This window comes from Sinorhizobium medicae, from assembly GCF_007827695.1.
Taxonomy (GTDB): Bacteria; Pseudomonadota; Alphaproteobacteria; order Rhizobiales; family Rhizobiaceae; genus Sinorhizobium; species Sinorhizobium medicae.
The window spans coordinates 73,052-95,496 of sequence record NZ_VITA01000020.1; the positions used below are offsets into that span (position 1 = coordinate 73,052).

At 56.9% G+C, this 22,445-nt stretch carries 22 protein-coding genes; 10 read left to right on the forward strand and 12 right to left on the reverse strand.

Translation table 11 applies throughout. The features are described from left to right. Window positions 1-2 precede the first annotated feature (2 nt). The 6 genes from FB009_RS26595 to FB009_RS26620 are packed head-to-tail and all read left to right on the forward strand — an operon-like array spanning window position 3 to window position 6,852. Entirely contained in the window at window positions 3-1,031 is a 1,029-nt protein-coding gene (locus tag FB009_RS26595) for a type IV secretion system protein (RefSeq protein WP_037093751.1), read from the forward strand. Between the two features lie 33 nt (window positions 1,032-1,064). Beyond that, window positions 1,065-1,757 carry a virB8 family protein gene (locus tag FB009_RS26600; RefSeq protein ID WP_145162270.1) on the forward strand — a complete coding sequence of 231 codons (693 nt, stop codon included), beginning with the start codon at window positions 1,065-1,067 and terminating at the stop codon, window positions 1,755-1,757. After that, on the forward strand, window positions 1,754-2,566 hold the full coding sequence (virB9, locus tag FB009_RS26605; RefSeq protein WP_145162273.1) for a P-type conjugative transfer protein VirB9: 813 nt from the start codon (window positions 1,754-1,756) through the stop codon (window positions 2,564-2,566). The genes FB009_RS26600 and virB9 overlap by 4 nt, the downstream gene beginning before the upstream one ends. Next, the gene (gene virB10, locus FB009_RS26610) at window positions 2,566-3,777 is read left to right on the forward strand and encodes a type IV secretion system protein VirB10 (RefSeq protein ID WP_145162276.1); all 1,212 of its coding nucleotides are present in this window, start codon (window positions 2,566-2,568) and stop codon (window positions 3,775-3,777) included. Before virB9 ends, virB10 begins: the two co-directional genes overlap by 1 nt. Next, window positions 3,758-4,780 (forward strand): P-type DNA transfer ATPase VirB11, encoded by a 1,023-nt coding sequence (gene virB11 / locus FB009_RS26615; protein WP_145162279.1) that lies wholly within the window; start codon window positions 3,758-3,760, stop codon window positions 4,778-4,780. Before virB10 ends, virB11 begins: the two co-directional genes overlap by 20 nt. Further along, complete coding sequence (locus FB009_RS26620) at window positions 4,777-6,852, forward strand: type IV secretory system conjugative DNA transfer family protein (protein ID WP_145162283.1); 2,076 nt, start codon at window positions 4,777-4,779, stop codon at window positions 6,850-6,852. Before virB11 ends, FB009_RS26620 begins: the two co-directional genes overlap by 4 nt. A 19-nt stretch (window positions 6,853-6,871) precedes the next feature. On the opposite strand, the gene FB009_RS26625 is transcribed toward FB009_RS26620, so the two are convergent. From FB009_RS26625 to FB009_RS26635, 3 genes are read right to left on the reverse strand one after another with little or no spacing between them, the layout of a single operon-like run. Further along, entirely contained in the window at window positions 6,872-7,084 is a 213-nt protein-coding gene (locus FB009_RS26625; RefSeq protein ID WP_186447680.1) for a hypothetical protein, read from the reverse strand. Window positions 7,085-7,090: 6 nt separating this feature from the next. Then, a complete protein-coding gene (locus FB009_RS26630; RefSeq protein ID WP_145162288.1) occupies window positions 7,091-9,568 on the reverse strand; it encodes a relaxase/mobilization nuclease domain-containing protein in 2,478 nt (825 codons plus the stop codon). Window positions 9,569-9,571: 3 nt separating this feature from the next. After that, the gene (locus FB009_RS26635; protein WP_145162291.1) at window positions 9,572-9,973 is read right to left on the reverse strand and encodes a DUF6290 family protein; all 402 of its coding nucleotides are present in this window, start codon (window positions 9,971-9,973) and stop codon (window positions 9,572-9,574) included. Between the two features lie 550 nt (window positions 9,974-10,523). Here FB009_RS26635 and FB009_RS26640 point away from each other — a divergent pair. The 4 genes from FB009_RS26640 to FB009_RS26655 all read left to right on the forward strand — a co-directional run bounded on the left by FB009_RS26640 (window position 10,524) and on the right by FB009_RS26655 (window position 12,891). Beyond that, window positions 10,524-11,228: a ParA family protein gene (locus FB009_RS26640; RefSeq protein WP_145162295.1), complete on the forward strand. Its 705-nt coding sequence runs from the start codon at window positions 10,524-10,526 to the stop codon at window positions 11,226-11,228. A 1-nt stretch (window position 11,229) separates the two neighbouring features. Beyond that, complete coding sequence (locus tag FB009_RS26645; protein WP_145162298.1) at window positions 11,230-11,676, forward strand: hypothetical protein; 447 nt, start codon at window positions 11,230-11,232, stop codon at window positions 11,674-11,676. Further along, complete coding sequence (locus FB009_RS26650) at window positions 11,673-12,095, forward strand: hypothetical protein (protein WP_145162301.1); 423 nt, start codon at window positions 11,673-11,675, stop codon at window positions 12,093-12,095. Before FB009_RS26645 ends, FB009_RS26650 begins: the two co-directional genes overlap by 4 nt. A 181-nt stretch (window positions 12,096-12,276) precedes the next feature. Then, entirely contained in the window at window positions 12,277-12,891 is a 615-nt protein-coding gene (locus FB009_RS26655) for a helix-turn-helix domain-containing protein (RefSeq protein ID WP_234888298.1), read from the forward strand. Between the two features lie 93 nt (window positions 12,892-12,984). Here the strand turns inward: FB009_RS26655 and repC (FB009_RS26660) are convergent, their stop codons facing one another. The 9 genes from repC (FB009_RS26660) to repC (FB009_RS26700) all read right to left on the reverse strand — a co-directional run bounded on the left by repC (FB009_RS26660) (window position 12,985) and on the right by repC (FB009_RS26700) (window position 21,879). Next, window positions 12,985-14,223: a plasmid replication protein RepC gene (gene repC / locus FB009_RS26660; RefSeq protein WP_145162304.1), complete on the reverse strand. Its 1,239-nt coding sequence runs from the start codon at window positions 14,221-14,223 to the stop codon at window positions 12,985-12,987. A gap of 191 nt (window positions 14,224-14,414) precedes the next feature. Further along, the gene (gene repB / locus FB009_RS26665) at window positions 14,415-15,428 is read right to left on the reverse strand and encodes a plasmid partitioning protein RepB (protein ID WP_145162306.1); all 1,014 of its coding nucleotides are present in this window, start codon (window positions 15,426-15,428) and stop codon (window positions 14,415-14,417) included. Continuing rightward, window positions 15,425-16,639, reverse strand: a complete 1,215-nt coding sequence (repA, locus tag FB009_RS26670; RefSeq protein WP_145162309.1) for a plasmid partitioning protein RepA — start codon at window positions 16,637-16,639, stop codon at window positions 15,425-15,427. The genes repB and repA overlap by 4 nt, the downstream gene beginning before the upstream one ends. 171 nt (window positions 16,640-16,810) lie before the next feature. Then, complete coding sequence (locus tag FB009_RS26675; protein ID WP_145162312.1) at window positions 16,811-17,689, reverse strand: ArdC family protein; 879 nt, start codon at window positions 17,687-17,689, stop codon at window positions 16,811-16,813. A gap of 221 nt (window positions 17,690-17,910) precedes the next feature. Further along, window positions 17,911-18,975, reverse strand: coding sequence for a Fic/DOC family protein (locus FB009_RS26680; protein ID WP_234888299.1), 1,065 nt, complete (start codon window positions 18,973-18,975; stop codon window positions 17,911-17,913). A 65-nt stretch (window positions 18,976-19,040) separates the two neighbouring features. After that, window positions 19,041-19,247, reverse strand: coding sequence for an antitoxin VbhA family protein (locus FB009_RS26685; protein ID WP_037093580.1), 207 nt, complete (start codon window positions 19,245-19,247; stop codon window positions 19,041-19,043). A gap of 119 nt (window positions 19,248-19,366) precedes the next feature. Further along, a complete protein-coding gene (locus FB009_RS26690) occupies window positions 19,367-19,699 on the reverse strand; it encodes a DUF736 family protein (RefSeq protein WP_102022171.1) in 333 nt (110 codons plus the stop codon). Between the two features lie 435 nt (window positions 19,700-20,134). Beyond that, window positions 20,135-20,599, reverse strand: a complete 465-nt coding sequence (locus FB009_RS26695; RefSeq protein WP_331251707.1) for a thermonuclease family protein — start codon at window positions 20,597-20,599, stop codon at window positions 20,135-20,137. Next, window positions 20,599-21,879, reverse strand: a complete 1,281-nt coding sequence (gene repC / locus FB009_RS26700) for a plasmid replication protein RepC (protein ID WP_145162318.1) — start codon at window positions 21,877-21,879, stop codon at window positions 20,599-20,601. The genes FB009_RS26695 and repC (FB009_RS26700) overlap by 1 nt, the downstream gene beginning before the upstream one ends. Between the last annotated feature and the right edge of the window lie 566 nt (window positions 21,880-22,445).

Sequence of the window (22,445 nt, forward strand, 5' to 3'; positions counted from 1 at the left end):
CCATGAACTTTCTAGGCGGCCTGCTTGAGGCTCTTGAAGATGCAGGGCGGAATTTCTCCCAACGGGCTTATGAGGTCGTTGGCGACGAGATCATGCCCTTGCTGACGATCATGCTTATTGCCTACGTCGCCTATTACGGACTTCAACTCGTCATGGGGACCGCGCGAGTGAGCGTCGGCGAGATCGTCGGCCGGGTCGTGCGGATGATGCTTATCGTCGCTTTCATTGATCAGTGGGGCAACTTCCAACTCTTCTTTTACGACTGGCTGAACAACACGCCGGAAGACGTGGGGCGGGCGCTCCTGACGGCTAGCAGTACCGGGATAACTGAGCCGACAGACGGCCTCTCCATGATTTGGGAGACAGCGAATGAGGCAGCAGCAGCATTCGCGGAGCAGTCAGGCTACTTCGCCATTCTCCCGGGCCTTGTAGGGTTCCTGATCATGCTGGCGGTTGGGCTGTTCATTGCCGTTGCGCTTGCCATCCTCGTGCTTGCGAAGGTGATGATGTGGGTGCTGCTTGGCACTGCACCGATCTTTATCGCCTGCCTATTGTTTGATTCCACGCGCCAGTACGGAATGGCTTGGTTCCAGCAGGTTTTGACGTACGCGATTATTCCGCTCTTCGTTTACGTCGTCGCCGCCTTTCTCATCACGACCATGGACGCTGAACTGCAGAAGGTCGCAGCGGCAGCATCCGCGAACGAGATCCAGCTAGACGATATCTCGGCTTTCGTCCTGATCTGTGCGGCTGGTGCTTTTGTCCTCTTCAACATCCAAACTCTCGCCCAGGGAATTACCGGGGGCGTGGCAACGGGCGTTGGGCAGATCGCTCGATCGGTTGGCTACGCGACCGGTGTTGCACTGCCGGCACGAGCTTTGACCGCGACACGTTCTGTAGCCGGGAGGGCTGGAGAATTAGGAATGGCCGCACGCGCCAGAACCCATGCCGGCATGAGGGAAAACATCCAAAACGCCGGTGCAGCAGAAGCGATGCAAAACAGAATTACCAACAACAGTCTGCCCAACTAGGCAACTGGTGGCGGGAATTAAGGGCTAGGATACATGGCAGAGAATAACGATGCTCTCCGGAGCTATTTTCAGGATGGGGACCGTTGGGAACAAGAGATCGTCAAAAAGGCCAAACGGTCCAAGGCGTTCGCTTGGCTGATTACGCTGATCTTCGGCGGCATCACGATCCTGTCGCTATCCGCATTGGTGATGCTCGTGCCCCTCAAGAGCTTCGAGCCGTACATCGTCGAGGTCGACAAGAACACTGGCTACATTGAGGTCAAGACAGGGCTGACCCGAACATCGAACATCACCGATCAGCAGGCGGTCACTCAGGCGAATGTCGTCCGTTACATTCGATCCCGCGAGGGCTATGATCCTTTTGCCATCGAGCAGAACTTTGGAATTGCAGCTTTGCTCTCCACCGGCGACGCAGCGCGCGACCTCCAGGCCCAATGGAGTGCCGCGAACCCTGACAATCCAGCTCGCCGGCTCGGCAAAAGCAAGTCGATCACCGTTGACATAAAGTCTGTCACCTTCCCCAACACGACAACGGCGCTCGTCCGGTTCTCGACGCATGAGCGCTCTGATTCAGACGTCATCACGCGCCATTTCATCTCTATCGTTCGCTATCGCTACACGGATACGCCTGAGCGCAACGAATGGCGCTTCGAAAACCCGTTGGGCTTCCAGGTTTATGACTACCGCCGTGATCAGGAAACGGTGACCTCGGGAGGCCAGCAGTGAAATATGGCTTCCTACTGGCGGCGTCGATCGCCGCTCTCACGATGACTCACGCCTATGCGGCGCAACAGCCCCGCCCTGGCAGTCTGGATGCGCGTGTGACCAGTGTTGTCTATCAGCCGAACAACGTCGTGAAGGTGTCTGCGACCTACGGCATCTCGACGATGATCATCTTCGACGAAGATGAGAAGTTTGAGACGATCTCGCTTGGCGACACCGACAGTTGGCAGGTTGCCCCGTCCGAAAAGGGCAACATCCTTTTCGTCAAGCCGATAGCCAAGGAAGTTTCCACAAACATGAACGTGGTGACCTCAAAGAGGATCTACTTCCTTGAGCTCAACGACTATGCACCGGAAGCAGGGAAAAAGGTCTTCGGCATTCGCTTCGTTTATCCGGAGAAGAACCTGAACGAGTCTCTGCGGAAGGAGGCTGAGTTTCGGGCAGCTAACCCGAACATTTCGAGCATCGACAAAGCGAACGTCAACATTGACTACTCTTTCTCGGGCGACGCGGCGCTGAAGCCGACAATGGTCTTCGATGACGGAAAGAAGACCTTTTTCAAGTTCGGCCGAGGGACCGTGCCGGCCATTTTTGCCGTTCAATCCGACTTCTCCGAGACCCTGCGAAACTTCCGCAAGGAAGGCGTATACATCGTCGTTGACGGCGTAGCCACGCAATACACGCTCCGGGACGGAAACCAGTGGACGTGCATTTTCAACCTCCGAAAGCCGGACTTTGCAGCACCTGATCATGACATCATGGCTCCGAAACCGGATCCTGATGCCAGCAAACGCAGGAGGAGCGGCAACTAATGAAGCGCAGCCCTGAACTCGACGCAATGGCGGCGGCCGACGAGGCCGAAATCAGCAATCGAAACGTGAAGCGCAATCAAACGGTCGGCATGGCCGCCCTTTTGCTGGCTGGCGTCTTCGCCGCGTACCTGGTGCTCGCGACGTCCGGAGAAAGCCCGCCTGAAAGCCCGCAAAGTGAGGAGGAGTTCCGTACTACGACCTTCCGGCCGCCTGGTTTTGTGCGCGATGGAGAACCCACTCTCCCACCACCCGAACAGCCTGTCTTGGAACTTCCACCTCCGCCTCCTCCGCCGCCAGCTCCGCCGGTGGACGTCACTGAATTCAACGTGCCTCCCCCGCCCGAAGTAGCTCAACCGGCGAGCGCCCCCCCGCCCGCCGAAGAGGTGTTTCCGGAGCGATTTCGGTCAAAGCTAATCACGCTTGACCAGAACCTGGGAGGATCCGCGAATGGTTCGCTCGATGGCTCGAACAGCGGCACGCCTTTGACCGTCGCTGGCGAGGATCGTAACAGCCAGTACCTGTCCTCAGCGAGTGCGATCGGTGACCGTTCCGCCAAGGCCCGGCAGATTGAGCGCATCGACGCCATGATCCCAGAGGGCACGCTGATCCCCGGCATCTTGGAAACGGCGATCGTCAGCGACCTTCCGGGCCAGGTCCGGGCCATCACATCCAAGGATGTCTACTCCTTCGATGGGCGGCGTGTCCTGATCCCAACAGGAACACGCCTGATCGGGGAATATCAGTCCGAAGTTACGCGGGGGCAGAAGCGGGTCTTTGTCGTGTGGACGAGGCTGATCCGGGATGACGGCGTGTCGGTGCGCTTGAACTCTATCGGCACGGACAGCCTCGGGCGATCGGGCCTGACGGGTCATGTCGACAACAAGTTCCGTGAGCGCTTTGGCGCATCAATCTTGCTGTCGATCGTCGGAGGCGGTGCAAGCTATCTAACCGGATACGGTAGCGACTCCAGCTCCGGAAACGATGACACTGAGCGAGGTGCTGAATTGGCGCGAGAAACGATCGCGCAGACCTTCAGCGACATGGCGAACACGGTCCTTGCCGAAAACCTGAGAATCCCGCCAACGATCAGCGTACCGCAGGGCGAGCGGATCTTTGTCTATGTTCGCCAGGACCTCGATTTCAGCGCCATGTACGACGATCCTGTCACGGAAGCGATGAAGGAGATCAAACGTGAACGTTATGGTAGGTAACACGACGGCTCATGATCCCCACTATTTCCTGAACCGGTCTCTGGAGCCCATCAGGCAATTTCTCGATGACCCGAAGGTGGTTGAGATTGCGGTGAACCGGCCAGGCCAAGTCTATGTTGAGCGCTTCGGTGCTGATCACATGGAGCATCATGAAATCGTTGCTCTGACGGCACGCGAGATCGAGAACATTGGCGAGCGGGTTGCCGCAGCGACAAAGCAGTTCCTCAACGCCGCTAATCCGATCCTGAGCGCAGCACTGCCGACCGGCGAACGTATCCAGGTCGTCTTGCCGCCCGCGGCACCTGACGGCGGGTCGATCACGATCCGTAAGCAGGTTGTGCAGAACTTCTCTCTGCAGGACTACCGTGACAACGGCTCTCTCGACAAAGTCTCGGTTGCTGTCGGGGGCCTAAGCGACGTGGATCGGGAGCTGATCGCCTTTCTACGTGCGGAGAAGATCTACGACTTCATCCATACGGCCATCACGAAGCGGGTTTCGATCCTGATCAGTGGCGGCACGTCGTCGGGCAAAACCACCTTTCTGAACGCGTGCCTGAACTCGGTAGACCTGAATGAGCGGATTCTGACGCTTGAAGACACTCGTGAGCTATTCCCACCACAGAAGAACGCGGTCCACCTGATCGCCTCCAAGGGTGGGCAAGGCACTGCAAACGTAGCGATTCAAAACCTTCTTGAATCGGCGCTTCGAATGCGGCCGGATCGCCTCTTTGTTGGCGAGATTCGTGGAGCTGAGGCCTTTTCATTCCTTCGCGCCATCAACACAGGCCACCCGGGCAGCATGTCGACAGTACACGCCGATACGCCGCTCGGCGCTTATGAACAGCTCGCCATGATGATGCAGCAGTCCGGCATGTCCGCCGGCTACTCCAAGCAGGATCTGATGTCCTACATCCAAATGGTCATTCCGATCGTGATCCAGCTCAGGCGGGAAGGCGGCAAGCGCGGGGTTTCCGAAATCTACTTCGCACGGGATGCATCATGAGTAAGGGGCTACAGGCCTTCTATCTGTTCTTCTGCCTGTTGATCGCATTTGCAGTCTGGATGCTGGCGTACGGGGCGGGGCTTCAGCTCTTCTACGGTGACGGAAGGATCCTCGAGGCGACAATCACCTCAAACCCATTCGCGCCAATTCAGCAGTTCTGGGCCTATAGCTCCTCCCCTTCCCTTCAAAAAGTCGCGCTCGGCTCCGTAGTGCCCGCGCTGCTCGTATCAGGCCTCATTGCTTACCTTGGGCTCAAACCTACCAGCAATCCATTGGGGGATGCGGCCTTTCAGGATCTTGCAACACTTCGGCGCGGGAAGTGGTTTGGCAAGAAGGGTCACATATTCGGCCGCATCGGGAGCAACGTCCTCCGCGCGTATGACGATCGCCACCACCTCATTATTGGCCCGACCCGATCCGGTAAGGGCGCGGGCTACGTCATCCCCAACGCTCTCATGCACGAAGGCTCTATGATCGTCACGGATCTGAAGGGCGAGGTCTACAAGGCAACCGCCGGCTATCGGAAGCGCAACGGGAGCCAGGTCTTCTTGTTCGCGCCGGGTTCCGAGACGACCAACAGCTATAATCCCTTGGATTTCGTTCGTCCGGAGCGAGGCAATCGCACGACTGACATTCAAAATATCGCCAGCATTCTTGTACCGGAAAACACCGAATCCGAGAATTCAGTTTGGCAGGCCACAGCTCAACAGGTTCTGGCCGGGGCCATCAGCTATGTTCTCGAAAGCCCCTTCTACAAAGGGCGCAGGAACCTCGGCGAGATCAACTCCTTCTTCAACAGCGGGACCGATCTGCAGGCCTTGATGAAGTACATCAAGGAGAAGGAGCCATACCTGTCGAAGTTCACGATGGAGAGCTTCAATTCCTACCTGTCTCTCTCGGATCGGGCTGCGGCCTCGGCACTGCTTGATATCCAGAAGGCGATGAGGCCGTTCAAGAATGAACGCGTTGTGGCCGCAACGAACATGACCGACATGGACCTTCGATCCATGAAGCGTCGTCCCATCACAATCTACCTTGCCCCGAACATCACCGACATCACGCTTCTTAGGCCGCTGCTGACGCTGTTCGTTCAACAGGTGATGGACATACTCACCCTTGAGCATGATCCCAACTCCGAGCCGGTCTATTTCCTGCTGGATGAGTTTCGCCAGCTGAAGCGCATGGACGAGATCATGACGAAGCTGCCCTATGTGGCCGGCTATAAGATCAAGCTCGCCTTCATCATCCAGGACCTGAAGAACCTGGATGAGATCTATGGTGAGACGTCCCGACATTCGCTCCTTGGCAACTGCGGCTATCAGCTCATCCTTGGTGCCAATGACCAGGCCACGGCAGAGTATGCCTCCCGGGCGCTTGGCAAGAGAACCATTCGGTATCAGTCTGAATCACGAACGATCGAGCTTATGGGATTGCCGCGCCGAACAAAGGTCGAGCAAATTCGCGATCGGGACCTGATGATGCCGCAGGAAGTGCGCCAGATGCCCGAGAACAAGATGATCTTGCTGGTGGAGGGTCAGCGGCCAATCTTTGGAGACAAGCTGCGCTTCTTTAAGACGCAGCCCTTCAAAGAGGCGGAGGCCTATTCTCAGACGCATATACCGACCGTTCCAACTGTCGATTATCTGCCACCTAAACCTGTTCCAGCGACCACGCCAGCCTATGCCAATGCAGGCCAGGAACAGGCTGAACAAGCGGAAGCGATAAAGCCTGTGACTGAGGCGAAAGCGGAGGAGCCGCGGGCGCCTGTCCAGGAGGAGACTCCAAAAGAGCCAGCGCCCTCCACCTCGCCCGCTCGTGTTGTGAATCCATCCGCCTTGGCCAACAAGAAGGTCAGCGCCGGGGGTACTCCGGAACCTGCAAAGGCAGCTGTGCCCGCTCGCGAAAAGCACACAACACCTGTCTCAGAGAACGACATCGAAAAAGCGCACAATGATCGGGTTAGTCGCCTTAAGGAGGTCGTCGAACGGGAAGCCGAAGGCAAATCACCGCGCAAAAGGAAGAGCTTGGAAGAGCTATTCGCAGCGACCGTTCCTGATCCAATCATGGAATAGGCCGGCCGCTAATTCAGGTTCAGAAGGGCCAGAAGCTCGATGCGTACTGACCCGCCTCTGTTAGCCAAGCTACAGAAGCATGATACCAGCCGATCACGGTCCCGTAGACCTTGATCAGCATCGCGAGGATCCCAACGGAGACCATGCCCCACACCATGATCTTGCCGACGATGTCGGCAGACTTGGGGTCGTTTACTTCCACCAGGTAGGTGTTCTGATTACCGTCCTGCATGACACTTTAGCGATCACGGTCGTCCCGATTACGCTCCCTCTGTTCAACCTGTTCACGCTCCAACTCCTCGAGACGAGGAATGTGCTGTTGCGCGGGATCAGTCCGAGTGGTCTCGCCGCCCCGCTGGGCCGCTTCCCTGTCTCTGTTTACACGATCTTGCTGCCTCTGAGTAGCGTCCACCGTCTCAGCGAGCTGGTGAGCCTCACGCTCCGCTTGCCCAATCGGACGTTCCTCTTCCAGATCCACCCTGAGATCGCGTTGGCGATCGTCGGCAGTATCCGCAGTTATCGGCTGCTTGTTTGACTTGTTTTCGTCCCCACGCTCTTCATTGCGTTCAATCGTCTCGATCTCCGCGCGAAGTTCTGGATCCTCGTTGGCAACATCCCGGAGATAGCCGTTTCCGGTAGCGGCGAGTTGAGCTGCATGATGAAGCGAGGCCTCAAGGCCCTTCTCATACTGCTCTCGGTTTTCGTCTCCGAGCTCGCCGGCTTCGATATGGGCGAGGCCGGAGCGATAGTGTTCCACATTTTCCATCGCATCGTTACCTGCCTCAACGACAGCCTCTCCATGCTTGGCAACAGCTGCCTCCCTCTGGAGGTTAGCATTCGTCTGCTCTTGCACCTCGGATGCCGTTCTTTCCGGCGCGGCACCACTTTCTCTGGAGACGTCACCAGCAGCGTTTCGTCCATCCTGCTCATCAAGCCCACGCTCCTTCATTTCGAGCATCTGCCTGCGCAGATCGACGATCTCGCGAGCGAGGGAGGACACTTCTTCGAAGCCTGACCGGTCCTCTGGACCAGCGCTGCGCTGAAGGTTGAACAGAGCCGTTTCAACCGTCTTTTCGTACGCTTCGAACTCCGGGCGTGTCTGTTCGCGCATGTCCTTTGCCTCCGACAACATGTCTCTGATTGCTAACATATTGGAGCGGTAATCACCGCCAAAATCCGCATGAATGACCGAACCAGCAGGCGATTGATCCACTTGGACAAGGCCGTTTTCCAGATAGGAGCGATGCTGAGCGGCGTAGGCCGCAACCACTGTGTCGCCAGCGTTGACTGCAATCTTCTGCCAAGTCTCCTGCGCTTTTAGGATGTACTGGCGGCTCCTCTGGCTCGTTGCCACCACGCGTCGACCAGCTCGCTTTGCGTCATATCGCGCCTGTGCCGGATCGCTGGTGCCTACATGCTCGGTTCGACCGTCATGCCTGACGGCGCGAACCTGATTTCGCGTGAAGGCTGGCGGCGTAGCGAACTCGCGCCGATCGGTCATTTCCATATTAATGCCGTGGTCACGCGCCTTCTCGGCCATGACCTCACGCCATTGCCGGAAGGTGGCCGGAGTCGTCTCGATCCGGTCGCCCGATTCCGAACGCATGGTAACGATGGCATGGGCATGAACATGCGGCCGCTTGCCCCCCTCCCCTGCTTCTTTCGGATCGTTCTCCGGATCATGCATAGCGAATACGTACCGATGGCCCGCAAACTGCTCAGCCAGGAAGTCGCGAACAGCTCCTTCGAACGCGACAGCATCCGTGCCAGCACGCGCCGACATGATCACGTGCATCACGTCACGGCTCTTGCGGCTGTGCAGCTCATCCCGCCATTCCTTTTGCACCAGGTCGCCCGCAGCCTTGTCATCGGCAATCGAACGTCCCTGATCGTCTCGAACGTCGTTCCGCTGCGCGATCAGGTCTCGCAACTTGGCAGCGCCATATTCCACGCCGTTGCCATAGCCTGTGAACGAGAAAGCCGCAGGGGCCTCTTTCGCAACGGCGCTGGCGTTGAAGCGCTCCTGAACGATGGCGGCCGCCTTCGCGTCAGCCGTCAGCCGCTCGCCCTGCCCGCTGCGCAGCACGACATAGCCCTCGACCTTCAGCGATCCATTGTTTCGGGTTTCGACAGAGTAAGCGTAGGGTCGATCACCAAAGCCACTGCTGAGAATGTCTCGCACCTTCTCATGCGGGTTCGAGCCGCCGGAAACGCTCACCTCGACGCTAAACGCGCCGATATCGCGGCTCTCGGTCCTGTTTTGGAAAAGGTGATCCCAATCGCCACGGAGACGCGCCAGCTCCTCACGGCCACGCAACGTCTCGCCGTTCTCGTTCTCAACCTTCAGCTCCCCCCCTCTGGAAACGTAGTTGAGCATCGAGCCGACGCGGGCGCCACCACCGTAGGAAGCCAGTTTGACAACTGCTGGCTGGCTTCCTTTGGCAACGCTCGCAAGACGAACATCCATTGATCGCATAGCACCCGAACCCGCAGCCATCGTCCTCGAAGGCGATGACACGTTGAATGCTGAAGTCCTCACGCCTCCCCTAGATCCCGAGCCGCCTTTCGACATCCCAACCTGGTGCTGCAGATTCTTCAGTCTCTTCTCAAGCTCTTCCTCGACAGCGCTCCCACGGCCGCCAAGCGTCATTTCGTGCAATAGCGCAGCGCGCCTTTGCTCCCATTCGCTTGTGAAAGTGCCGAAAAAGAACTCCACGGCCTACACCTCGCCTCGGCGCTCATGCCCGGCACGGCGCGAAAGTGTCCGCAGCTCACTCATAACGGCCGCCTGAATCCGCTGGACGTTGCCAAGGTTGATGTCCAGCTCTGAGGGATGGACACCCTTTCCTGCATTCAGGGAGCGGGCTACCTGATTCAAATTGATGCCGATCATCCGCATGTCTTCGAGCAACGCGGCCATGATCAACCTGTCTTCAGCAGTCAGAATGGGTCGAACGCCAGCACCCTCGAGGAGCAGCGAACGGAAAAAAGCAGACACACTCATACCGGTCGACTTGGCCGCTTCTTCGATAGCCGAATGCTCTGCATCGCTGACGCGGACGTTGATTAGACGCCCCTTGCGTTGCTTGGCTGTCGGCGCTTCGATCGTGTCTTCACTCATCAATCAATTAAGCCTTCCCGGAGCCTTGCGACCATCATCGTGGGCTTGTCCCACGATCGCAGTGCAAAATGTAAAACATTTTTGCGTATCCTGCCACTCTAAACCTAAAGCACTATCCCAAAATTTCAACCAAATTCCACCTCTTGACTGGCTACGCTCCGCTTCGCTTCGCACCCTTTCCGTTGGAACGCTCACCAGGGTTCACCGCCAAAACCGCTCTCGAAGGCCTTTGTCTGTCCCTCGTACTCAGGCGAAAGGGACGCTTCGCTCTTCGCCCTTGCGCCCTCCGTGCGAGCGCCAAGTGAGGCCTCACGCGGCTCCGGGGTTCACCACTCGACCCAGACCTTGTAAAAACCACACGACTAACTCGTGTGGTTTCATTGATGTCCAACGGCGTGTGATCACACGTTTGTTTTGATCTTAACCTGCGTGTGTTCACATGTTAGGTTTGCTTCGATGTGAAGATTTTAACGACGATACTGATGTGCCGATTGAACCCACGTCGGATCGCTAGGGGGCGGGGGAACCGTTAGTCTGAGAGGATCGCGCAATGACAATCTGCATATCGCTGGTAAGCGGCAAGGGTGGAGCGGGCAAGACAACCGCCGTAATCCTGGTCGCTGGAGAATATGCGCTTCATGGTAAGCAAGTGCTCTTGGTCGATGCCGATGGCCGACAAAACCTCAATGAGTGGTGGTCCCGTTCCGAGGCGAAAGACAACAGGCCAGACGGCATTGAGCTTCGCACGGCGGTAACCAATGCATCACTTCAGCATATTCTGGAGAACGAAACCGCCGGGTTTGACGTCGTGCTGATCGACTCGCCCGGTCAAGACACCGTGCTACGGGACACGATCATCGCCGGCTCGCAGATCGTTATGACGCCGATCCAGCCAAACCAAGACGAGATCCTTGCTGCTGGCCAGGCAGCAATGGACGTGGCTGACGCCTGCGATCGTACCGGGCGAAACATTCCACATCTCAACTTCAGAACCCGGATTACTCTCCCGGGACGTTCACTGGAAGCCTACCGCCTGATCCGCCCCTTCATCGCAAACCTGCAAGAGCAGGGATATGATTCACACCTCCTTGATACCGAGCTGTATGAGCGGAACCCCTATCGGGACATCAGACTAGGATATGGGACACTGCAAATGCTTGAGCTCAGCGACTCGGTCAGAAAGGCCCGGAGTGAGGTTATGGGCATGATGCAAGAAATTGAACGTTTCCTGACAAACGAGGAAAAGAGGGCGTAAGATGGCTAAAGGGACTTCCAGTATATCTGATTTTCCCGTTGCACCGCGACGGTCACGGGGGAATGTGCCCAATTCAATGTCGCCGCCGGCTATAGACAACGAAGCAGAAAACTTGGTGGCCAGCGATCATCCAGACCAGGTTGCTATCGAAGAAGCTCCAGCGAAGGTCCCTGACGTTCAAGTGCCACAACGGTCGAGCTTGATTCTGCCATCACCGGAGGCTCGCCGGGAGAGAGCGACGAGCAGATCGTTAGAGCGTGAGGCATCCAGAATACGACTGCAGGAGCTGAAGCAGAATAAAGCGCGAGAGAGCAAACACTTCGTCAACTGCCCCCTTGATTACGATACTAAGAAACGTCTGGAGCGAGCAGCCTCTGAAAACGACTTGAAAATGACGGTGATCGTCAAGGCCGCGATTGACCAGTTTCTGAAGGATAATGGTTATTGATCCTCGACCTTCGATTCCTGGGCGGGGTGGCGCTAGGCGCAACTCTTGGATTTTTGATCAACCCTGAAGCGACGGAGAAGGTCGGGATCGATATTCGCGCCATAAAGAGAACTTTTCTCAGTGTCGGCGCCGCTCCACCGGAGCCTTTCAAGCAAACCGACTGGCCAACGGACGATCGCGCCAAACGCGAGCTGTTCCGGTTCGCAATGTGGGACTTCGAGGAACACGGACCGAAGTCTGAGATCCGGATCACAAGATGCATCAGCATCGACCAGTTCTCCCTAGCTTGCGAAATGCGCGTGAAGTTGAGTTGGGTCAGCGAGGAGAGGATCCTCGAAGGCATTTTTCAACCCAATGCCCACAGCTGGAATTTGATTGCTGCGAAGGCGGTGAACAGGAATGCTCGCAGTCAAACTTGACTCGAGGCACAACGCGCCTCTGAGTTGCGCATTTCGATCCCAAGAGAGCAATGTTACAGATCATTCCCCCCAATATTGTTAGGTTTGTGTGACTGGCGCGCAGGATGACAGTGCCTTAATGGCACGTTATGGTGCGTGATATCTGCCACTGGCGGATTTGGGGACTGAGGGAATACCGACGGTGCGGAATCTATCCGACTATATCAATTCAAGGGAACTGGTTGAGACCACAGATCCAGATTTCCAGAGACCCTTGTACCGCCAGAAGGGCTTCGACGGCATTGTCAGCTTCGGGGAGATCGACGCAAAGCTTTCCGCATTCCTCTTAGACGAACGTGCGAAAACTGGTTTGACCCAGAGTGATTTCGCGACCTTGGCTGGTCTCGCACGAGTGGTTTATAGCCGCTATGAACTGAACATTTCGCGCCTTACCGTATCACGAATGATCCACCTTTCCGAGCTCCTTGGTTTCCTGCCAATGCAGATGATTCATGCTGCGGCACCTCATCTTTACGGCAAAGATCCTCAAGAGGCCGATGATCGGGTTGAATTGTTCAGACTTATTCATGACCTCCCCCACGACACCATACGCAGTTTGATTGGCATAGTTGGCCAATTGACGCCAAGCGATGTTCTTGAGGCTCGACAGAAAGCGGAAGCGGAGGCTGAAGCGCAAGCTGAGGCTGAACGCCAACGATTGAACCGAAAAGCTGCGAGAGCCAGCAGGAGAGGCCGTCCGCCTGGTCGCCCACCAGGTCGCAAGTCATCTACAACCGAAACACCTACAGACGAATGAGAGCTGAAACCGGTTGTAAGTGCTGTCAATGTAGGAAGGCTGACTTCAGGCCTTTTCCATCGAGACCTCACCCTAGTGCGTCAGCACAGCCCCTCACCCTGCTTTCCGGCCTCCGTTCGTATTGGCGCGCATCAACGACATCAGCATTGGTCCGAGCCCGAACTCCCCTGCCCTCGCTCGACGCGTGAGATCGCGGAGATATCCACCTGCCGAATTGATATGCCCTGCCCTCTCCAGGATTGCAGCCATAGCAACCGCCGCGTTCTCGGGCCCCATCACCTCACACGCCTCCTCATAAGCCGACGGGCTAACACCAAGCATTGATCGAACCACCACCGCGGCCCCCATCAGCTCGCGCCAATGGGAGATCGTCCCCCCGGGCCCGTAATCCAAAATCTGCGGGCAGGCTTTCAGGACCATCGACAGCGGGAACGCCTTCATCTGTTCCGGCTTTGCCAACGGCTGAGCAACCTCTTTGGGTGCTACTTCCAACTCGACGGCTCCGCCCGGCTCTTTTCCAGAGCTAGGTTCAAGTTCATGGATGGATTCGGGTTTTGAATTCTGTATGTGACAGCCATTTTGAACAGCATTGCCGTCCATATTTTGAGAATCTAACTGATTTTCCAGAAGGTTGAGGATTTCAGTGCGCAAAAGCTGCATCTCGTCGAGGATTACCTCCACCTGGCGACGGTCAGGATTGCGGGGGAGTCGGCTGACAATGCCGACATACATGTTTTCGATGGCTTCCCAGTCGCCGTCGGCCCCCTCTTCCATCGCGGCGGAAATTAGCTTGCGTACATCACGCCGGCAGATAGTCAGCGCTTCTTTGGCTCGTCTGAACTGCAGGCGCTCGGCAGCGACTTCCTGTGCCAGACCTGCAAGTTCCGCAGCACGAGCCAAAAGTGGAGAAAGATCGAATCCAAAAGCCTGCTCGATATCGCCACCCTTGTCCCGGTGAGCGTAGCGCTTGCCGTTCGGACTATCCTTGCGCTGGATGAGCCCGGCTTCGACCAAGGCAGCCAAATGCCGCCGCAAGGTCGTTCCGGTTATGCCGTGCGCTCTGACAGACAGCTGAGCATTGGATGGAAAGACCACCAATCCACTATCGCAGTTGAGCTCGCTCTCTGGATAAAACGTCAGCAATGCGTCCAGCACAGTCAGCGCCCTGTCCTGGAGGCCAAGGCGTTCACGGGCCTCACAAGCGTCGCGAAACACTTTCCATTTTTCGACCTGGCGGCTTGGTTTCGTCTCGGACGTCTGGAGCTGCCTCTTTACAAGAGCAAGCACAGCCGGCCGCCGCCCAAAGGGCGTCGTCACATTTCCCGTCTGCATATTCCTTCACCTTTCTTCAGGCAAAAGAAATCCGCTCACCAAAACGATGCCAAAGACTCTTGACTGGGATTCATGGAAATGCGATTCTCTATCTTGCTAGGAATTGAGAGAGGCTTCCATGACGGAAACGTTTTGGGGGCCTTTTTCTTTTGTCGCGGTCTCTCCTCTTGACCAATTAACGAGTGTCTCGATCACACCTCTTTGTGAGTTGGATCTGAACGATTGTTGTATTCGCTTAGAAGATCAGGCATTCGGTCCGCGAGCCAGCGCGCGAAAGCGCGTTCCTGCTTCGGGATTGAGACCGTAGTTCCAGCCGAATTACTCTTCATGCGGCCAAAAACTCGGTCACCCACGGCGAAGTCAACAATCTCTTCAGCTGGCTCCGTAGTCACTTTGTCGGCCGCCGAACTTGCAGCACGTATCGCTTGTGCAATACGGCTGGAGCTGTCAGCGCCTCGAAACTCGACCGTGTCGATTATTTTACGAACACGTGCTGCGCTGCTCGGATCTTTCAGCAACTCGGCAAATGCGGTCCATTTCGGTCGACCAACTCCCTTTGCTCTTCCGATCGCAAGAATGATGTCTTCGGGTACCGCCTCCGTCACTCGAAAAAGATGCGATATTGCCGCTTCTGAAGCTCCCAAGATTGGGCACATGGCGCGATGGGAAAGGCCAGCACTTTTCAGCTGTACGGCCCACATTGCCTGCTCAATCCAGGTCAGGTTTTCCCGAACACCATTCTCGAGCGATTGCTCTTCAATCAACTGCCGATCGGAAAGTTCTCGAACATAGGCTCGAATCTTTATGGTCTCCGGGCGGTCCGATTCTGCCATTATGGCCTTGATCGCTGCCCATCGACGGTAACCGTATGCAAGCTGGTAATGATCCGCTTTCGTCGGATGCGGCCGAACAAGAACCGGAATTTTTTGGCCTTCACTTGCGATTGAAATCTTAAGCGCCTCGAGCTCTTTGGCCGCGTCCTCGTCGTTGCCAAAGCGATCTCTATAGGGGGAGCGGTCGATACGGTCAGGATCGAGTGAAATGACACTATCTTCTGTGAGCTGTGTCAGTGCCCGACCCACATTGGAAATGACAGGTGAAGAGTGCCGCCGCGCCAGCGAGGGCTTGTCGGACGCGTCCGACGACACAGGAGATTCCGTCCGGGTTTCGGCGGCCGCCATTCGCTGAAGGATGCTTTTCTTCATGTGCTACGTCCCCAAACTTTGTGAACGAGGTCGAGGATCTCGGAGTTAACTCGGTCAGCGCTCTCAATTGCGCGCTTCAACGCCTCACGACCGACCTCACCCGACTCAAGCTCGTATAGGGTCTTCTTCGCTACCGCTGCACCGGCGATTGCCGTCGATTCGAGCGCCTCCGCCACGAGTACATCATCACCAAACAATCGGCGCATGACTCCGGACATGTACTTCTGCGGCCCGTCATTCGGGTTCACGCGCGTGAGCAGGAAGCGGAAAAAGTCATGCTCAAATTTAGCTCCAAACTGCCCCAGCACCTCCGATAGATCGGAGATCATGATCAGGAACTGATTGCACGATGCAACGTCGAGCATCGCCGGGTGAACGGTAATGATTAAGGACGTGGCTGCATAAAGAGCAGCGAGTGTCGAGTATCCAAGGGACGGTGGGGTGTCGATGATAACGATATCGTATCGATCATCGACGCGGGCCAGGGCACTGCTTAACCGCTCGAAAAACAAACCCAGGTCATCTCTGGTTTTCGAGGTCAGATAGGACGGGGTATCAAACTCAAAGTCCATTAGCTCCAGATTGCCAGGAACTAGATCGACACCTGGGAAATAGGTTGGCCGGATCACCTCAGCGAGCGGCCGCCTCTCATTGTCATATCGAATGGCTGCATAGGCTGTCTGGTTCTCGCCGAGATCGAACTCGGGCTGAATACCAAATAGCGCAGTCATCGATGCTTGCGGATCAAGATCCAGACACAAGACCCGATAACCCTGAAGCCCTAAAAAATGTGCGAGATGGATAGAAGTGGTTGTCTTGGAACTACCACCTTTGAAATTCGCCGTAGCAATTACCTGAAGCTTTTCCCCTTTGCGACGATGCGGAAGCAGCTCGCCAGCTTCGTCAGGACGAAGTTCGGCCAGGAATCGCCTCAGTTCCTTGACCTGCTCTATCGTGTACGTTCGCCTATTGTTTTCTGCGCGCTCGGGCAAAGGCCCCTTCCCTTCCAGCGTCAACTGGCGAAGAGTACTTTCCGGAACCTTGAGTAGCCTCACTAGGTCAAGGGTTGAGAATGTCCGGCCAAATGTTTTCTGCGCAGAGGGTGGATAGACAGCTTCACGCATATCGTTCAGCTCCGCAGAGAGTTTCGAGGTGTAGACCTCGATCTTCGACGCAGTGTCTCTGACGCTCTGAGAAGCTAGCTGCAACATTCAATCCTCTTGACGGTTCTGATCACTTTACGAGATCATTTCCGTCAGGGATGCCAGACTGACTCCGATTCTTCAAGGCGTTTTTCGTTAACAAGAAGTTAACGCATCAAGGATGCCCGACTTTACAGTTGTAAAGTTTTGGGTCGATGCGCATGAGGCCCGACAGTTTTGCTAGGGCCCCTTCCCTGTAGAAGAGCTGAACTGTCGGAGATAGTCAGCGACTGCCTGAGCCTTCGCGGCGGCAGTGATGACTGCACGTGAATCCTGCTTCAGCACCTTGAGCCAGTTTTCAACGTAAGTCGCGGTGTTGTCTCGCGGATCATGCTCAATGCCAAGATCGGCGCAGACGAATGCGGCTGAGAGTTCGGCAATAAGCTCCTCCATTGCGTAGGTCTCGCTCCCGAACCGCCCGCTAAGGTCACGATCAAGGCGTGATTTTGCGCCGCTCCAGTGCCCGAGCTCATGAAAAATCGTGCTGTAAAGATGAACCTCGCTGAGGAACCGACCGCGCTCCGGCATTTGGATGTCATCGGGGCCAGGCCGATAGCAGGCTTGCTTTCCGCCGTAGGCTATCTTTGCGCCTGTGGCCCGAATGAAGGTTTCGACATGATCGATAACCAGAACCGGCTCGATCGGCGCCGCCTCGGCCGGGCTCTTGAAGCGGTCAGGCAGGTTGTCGATCTGCTCGACGTTGAAGACGGTGTACCCCTTGAGATAGGGGATTGCACGATCGTCCGCCTCCTGCTCCTTCGGCGTGAAGGTGCCGTACTTGACGACGAGGGTTCCTTGTTCGCCCTTGCGGACCTGAGCACCAAGCTCCTGAGCCTGCCGGTAAGTCATCCATGTGTTTTCGTCGTAGCCGGCGAGTTGACCGGAGAGCCACAGCATGACCACGTTGATGCCGCGATAGGCTTCGCCGGAGGCGCGGAGCGGCGTAGCCGACCTGCGGCTGTTTCCGCGCCATGGCCGGATCCAAGGCTTGGTGCCGGCCTCGAGCTGCTGAATGATGGTGTCGGTGATCCGCTGGTAGGTGTCCTTTCCGCTCTGCATCGCCGTCTCCTGTTCGTTGGTTGACGGCAAAGATCCGAAGATAGCGAAACGACCCCATGCACCCGTAGGGCCGCAACGGAGTGTAGGACCGCGCAAGCGGTTGAATGGGGGAGGGGCTATCGTAGTTTGTCCGTCAAATCATCCAACGGACAGGGGAGGGCGCAGAGCTCCGGCACCCCGGCCAACGACACAGGCCCTCACTGCAGCGACGGAGCCGCAGGTCAGCGCTCTCGGTCGTCTTGGTCGCGGTTTCGCTGGCGATCGGCAAGCTGCTGCGCTTTGATAGCCTTAAGCTCGGCGTTGATGTGCTGCGACTGAGGCTCTTGGGCCTTTTGCTGACCTGGCGGCGATTGGGCATCTTGGACCTGCTCCGGCCGCCCCAGAGTCTTGAAATCAGATCGAGCGGTGAACTTCACCTCCTCGTCGTCGGGAGGCATCCGCTCGGGAAGGTCAGCGCGGTCAACGGCCACAATCCCCCTGTCGGTCACGAGGCTCGCCACGCGATTGTCGTGCCCGAGAACCTGCCCTTCGATCACTTCGCCTGGGCGGGCCGTGCGGATGTTGTGCTCGAACGGATTCTCGCCAGCCTGCTCAAGATCTGACATGGCACTGCGGATAGCCTCGCGGCGGTTAGGATCCATCGCATCCTGGATGAGATGCTTCATCGCCGGACTGGACGGATCATTGGTGGTCTCAATGGACGCCTCGATCATGCGAGGCTTGGTGATGACGGTAAGATCGATGTCATGACCGTAGGTGCGGCCCAACGAGACCACTAGCGCCTCGTTTGCCCTTCCATTGCCTTCCCGAAAAGCGTGAACGTAATTCAGCTCAGAAAGAACGTGCGCGGCTTTCTCGGCAAATTGCTCAGGTGTCGCAGCTCTCAGGCCCTGATCGTCTCTGGCGGGCCTCAGCGCCTCGTTGAGACCCATTTCGATGCGCGAGCCGGGGAGGAAAGTCGTGTCGCCCTTCGAAAGCCCACCTACCGGCTCTACCCGCTGGCCATCGACGACAGGACTTTCATTTCGCGTATGTCCTGCCCATTCATAGATATCTTGAAAGATGTAGCCGTGCAGAGCCTTCAGATGCGCTGCGTCGTGATTACCGGTCGGGCCTTTTCCCTCAGCCAGCTCCGTTTGCCTCAAAGCCGTGAAAGCGTATTCGGCCTCACGCAGCGCCGAATGGCTCCTGATATTCAGCTTGTTCTTCAGAACATCCCTGAAATCCTTATCCTCTGAAGTGTTTGGATAGGTGTAGGAGCCTTTGGCTTCATCATCGCGGGCCAAGCGAAACCTCATGCAAAAAAGCCGCCTGAGATCACAGGCGGCCGCGAGAAATATCTAAGTGATGATCAAGCCCGCTTGAAGCGGGCCAGCAACTCTTGGCGCATTTCCTCGGAAGTGATGTCTCCCGCAACGTAACGGCCGTTTGCTTCTTCCAAAACCGGATCGCCAGTGTAACCCTGCCGCATATTGGCGGCACGAGCCTGATCGACGGCTTTCTGTCGGGCTGCAACAGCTTCCGGAGAGCGATCGGGGCGAGGGGCATGAACGTTCATTGGCAGAGCCTCCAGTTACTATTCAACTTAGCACAAAAAGAGCCGAATATCCAGCGAATGCGGGGTAAGCGGCTTTCTTATGGTGGGAGCCCGATCAGAGATCGGGCCTCCCAGGGCGATCAATCGCGGGGTTCCCATTCGATGATGGCCTGCAGTGCCACGTCATCTTGGCCGGGGTAGCGGCCCAAGTTGGCGTTGAAGCCGAGGCGCTTGATGGAGAGGGTGTAGTACGGCTTCCCTTCTCCGCTGGTCTTCTTCCAGATGCCGCCAACTTCGATGTCGTGGCCGCGAGGTGATTTGGCATAGACGCGATGCGTCGGAGCCTTTTCGTTGGTGGAGTCGAAAGGTGTAACCTTGATGTCCAGGTCCCGGTCGATGGTGGAGATGAGGCCGGTTCCCTTGGCGTTGTCGATGTCGTCTTTGTCGAACTGAATGAAGTTGGTCATGCTCATGTTAATCACTCCTCTATGGTGGTTGCGATGATCGTTCATTAGGCACGGCGAAAAGCGGTGCGCACCGTAGGCCGGAGCGCAGCGAAGGAGGCTGGCCGGGGACAAATTTTGTTTCGCGAGGAAGCCGAAGGCGGGGGAAATTTGGAGACGAACGGCTTTGCGCCAACCGCGTCGCCGTGCGAACGGGCATCAAGAGCAACCACTTTGGAGGTGTGGGGCCTGAGCGCTTGCAGCAATACGTCACCTCGACAAATGGGACATCGGCACAGGTCAAGGGCGGGATTGTGCTGAATGCAGCCGAACCAGCAGCCTGAAACAAGAGGCTGGGGTAACCGATGGTTTCGCCAAAACATGAGATCTCGCCATCTGTTGCCCATTTGAGCGCTGCCAGTCGTTCAGTTGCCGGAATGGCTGCGGCGATAGGAGGAGGGCGATTCAACCTGAGCGCCCCACAAGCCTTGGCCTCGCTGTCGAGCTCTTGCCTCGGCGCGGCGATACTGGTCCAGATCGATCGGGTGGGATCTTGGCAGATAACGCAACAGGAGGCTGGCTTGGCCCCGCCTTCACCATTTCAAGGCCAATATCCGAGCCATCGACGAAGCACTGGCCGACAAGGCGTTTGTACTGGTCTCGATCGACTTCAATGCAGCGGACATGCTTGCCATCGATCAAGCTGGCGAGGAACCGTCGTGCCTCGATGCCGCACCTCCATATCGCGCCATTCCTGAAGCCGGTTTGATCGCGCTCACAAGCATCAATAGCCGCAATGCGGATCCTCTGCTGACGAATGCTGAAGGTGTCTCCATCAATCACGCGCGCCTGGCCTGAAAAATCGGCCGACGCAGCGGAGGCAGTGAACAGAAGCGCAGCCAGCGCGGCTCCCACCAAGCGAATATTCATCAAGCGCGCGCCTCCATAGAATTGCGGGCTGCCAACCCAAATACCGAGCGGTTCAGATGAAGCTCTCCGATCGCGGCTCGGTCTGTCATGGCCCGCAAATACCCGCCAGGCGAGCTGATTTCGGCGCGCGTGTATTTCTCAAAGGTCAGAGCGATCGCAACCGCAGCCGCCTGCTGGCCCATTCGTTCCACGGCCCGCAGGCGCGCATCCTCGGACACGCCGGCGATGCGGCAAAGTTTGGGAGCGATCCGGTCCAGGTCCGCCCAGCTACGCGGGGGCTCGTAGCCATATTCGGCAAGGCTTGGCGTAGCCCGCCACACATCTTTCAGCGCCACAAGTGAAGGCCGCACTTGCAGTTGCCTATTGCTTTGGCGCGAACGGCTCCCCAGGCTTTCCTCAAAAGCCCTCTTGCTGGCGGAGCCAGCCCTTAACGAACTGATTTGTTCGCCGTTAGGCGAACGCCGTTCATCATTACGAGCTTCAAAAGGTCTTGGGGTTGTAATCTGTATGTGCATGTCGTTTTCGACATCCGCGCATGTCAGATTTGCATCTATGTCGGGCGCTTGCGGGGACCGATTCACGTTGCGCAATCGGTCGGCAAGCCACTCCAAAAGCATTGTTGCCTTCCGGAGGACATGGGCCGGTGCGTGCTTGGCCGATCCTATGAAGGCCGCGATCTTCTCAACACGGGACCCGATCCGCCCGAGAATGGCTTCCCCTCGCTCGGTTGAGGACGCGAGAGCATATCTCGCGGCACGCAGAGCGTCCCGGAAGCGACGCGCCGCGTTGTCGCGAACTCGAATCTCTTCCCGCTTCTGGCGCACCAGCTGATCAAGTTCATGGTGCCGAGCGATCAGGACACGCAGATCAATGCCGCAGGCGTCGGCAATATCTCCTTCGCCGTCCCGGATCGGGTAGCGCTTGAAATTCGCACTGTCCTGCATGGTGACAAGGCCGAGGTCGTACAATCGGGAGAGAATTCGGCTTACGCGTCCCGGCGACTTGTTGATGTCATAGCCGAGCTGTCGGTTCGACTTGTAGACGATCGGCCGCCCTCCTTTGTCGAAGGCGTCTGCCTTGGCGGTCGTTATGATGGCTTCCAGCAACGCATATTCTGCGGTCGTAACCATCCCGATTGTCATCAGGTTTCTTGCAAGTACCGCCAGCTGGCCGCGCGTCACCGTTCCGATTTCCGTTGACTGCGCCAGTCGCCGGAATTCGGCTCGCTCCTTCGTCATTCTGCGACCTGTCGGCCGCTTGTGTTGTGTGGGTTCCCCCATCGTCCGTCTCCTGTCAGAGGCCAGACAAAGCTCCGCCGTTCACCGAAAAGGTGTTTTGATTATTGACATCGGAGGGGAGGTCTGCGAGAATGGTTTTGGCTTATTATTACCGAACTGCAGACCGCTTCCGGATTCTTCGGGAGCGGTTTTTCTTTTCTGGGCCGGGTGTGATCTCCAAAAAGCTGTTAGAATGTGTGAGTCGGAATCGGTTACGGTTCCGCTCGTTACGATTTGTAGCCTGAGATACCGAATTGATGCAAGTTGACACATTTCCGCGCTGCTGCGCCGATTCAGCCGGCATCTGAAATAGCGCTTACGTTTCAATTTGTTAGCATGCTTTTCCGCGTCTTCCCTCTCTTCACGCTGAAATCTTGAACGTTTCCAGAGTAGGATTTACCCCCCGTTATTGTTGGGGAAATTCAACCGGGTGGGGAGGAGAGTTTGAGAGGAGGGGGCGCGGGCCTCCTCTCAACAAGCGGCCTGATGTGCCGTTCCCCGATACGTTTCTGCCTCCCAGGCACCTGCGAAAGCGCCCGCATTGGCTCGATGCCAAAGCGGGCGCTAAG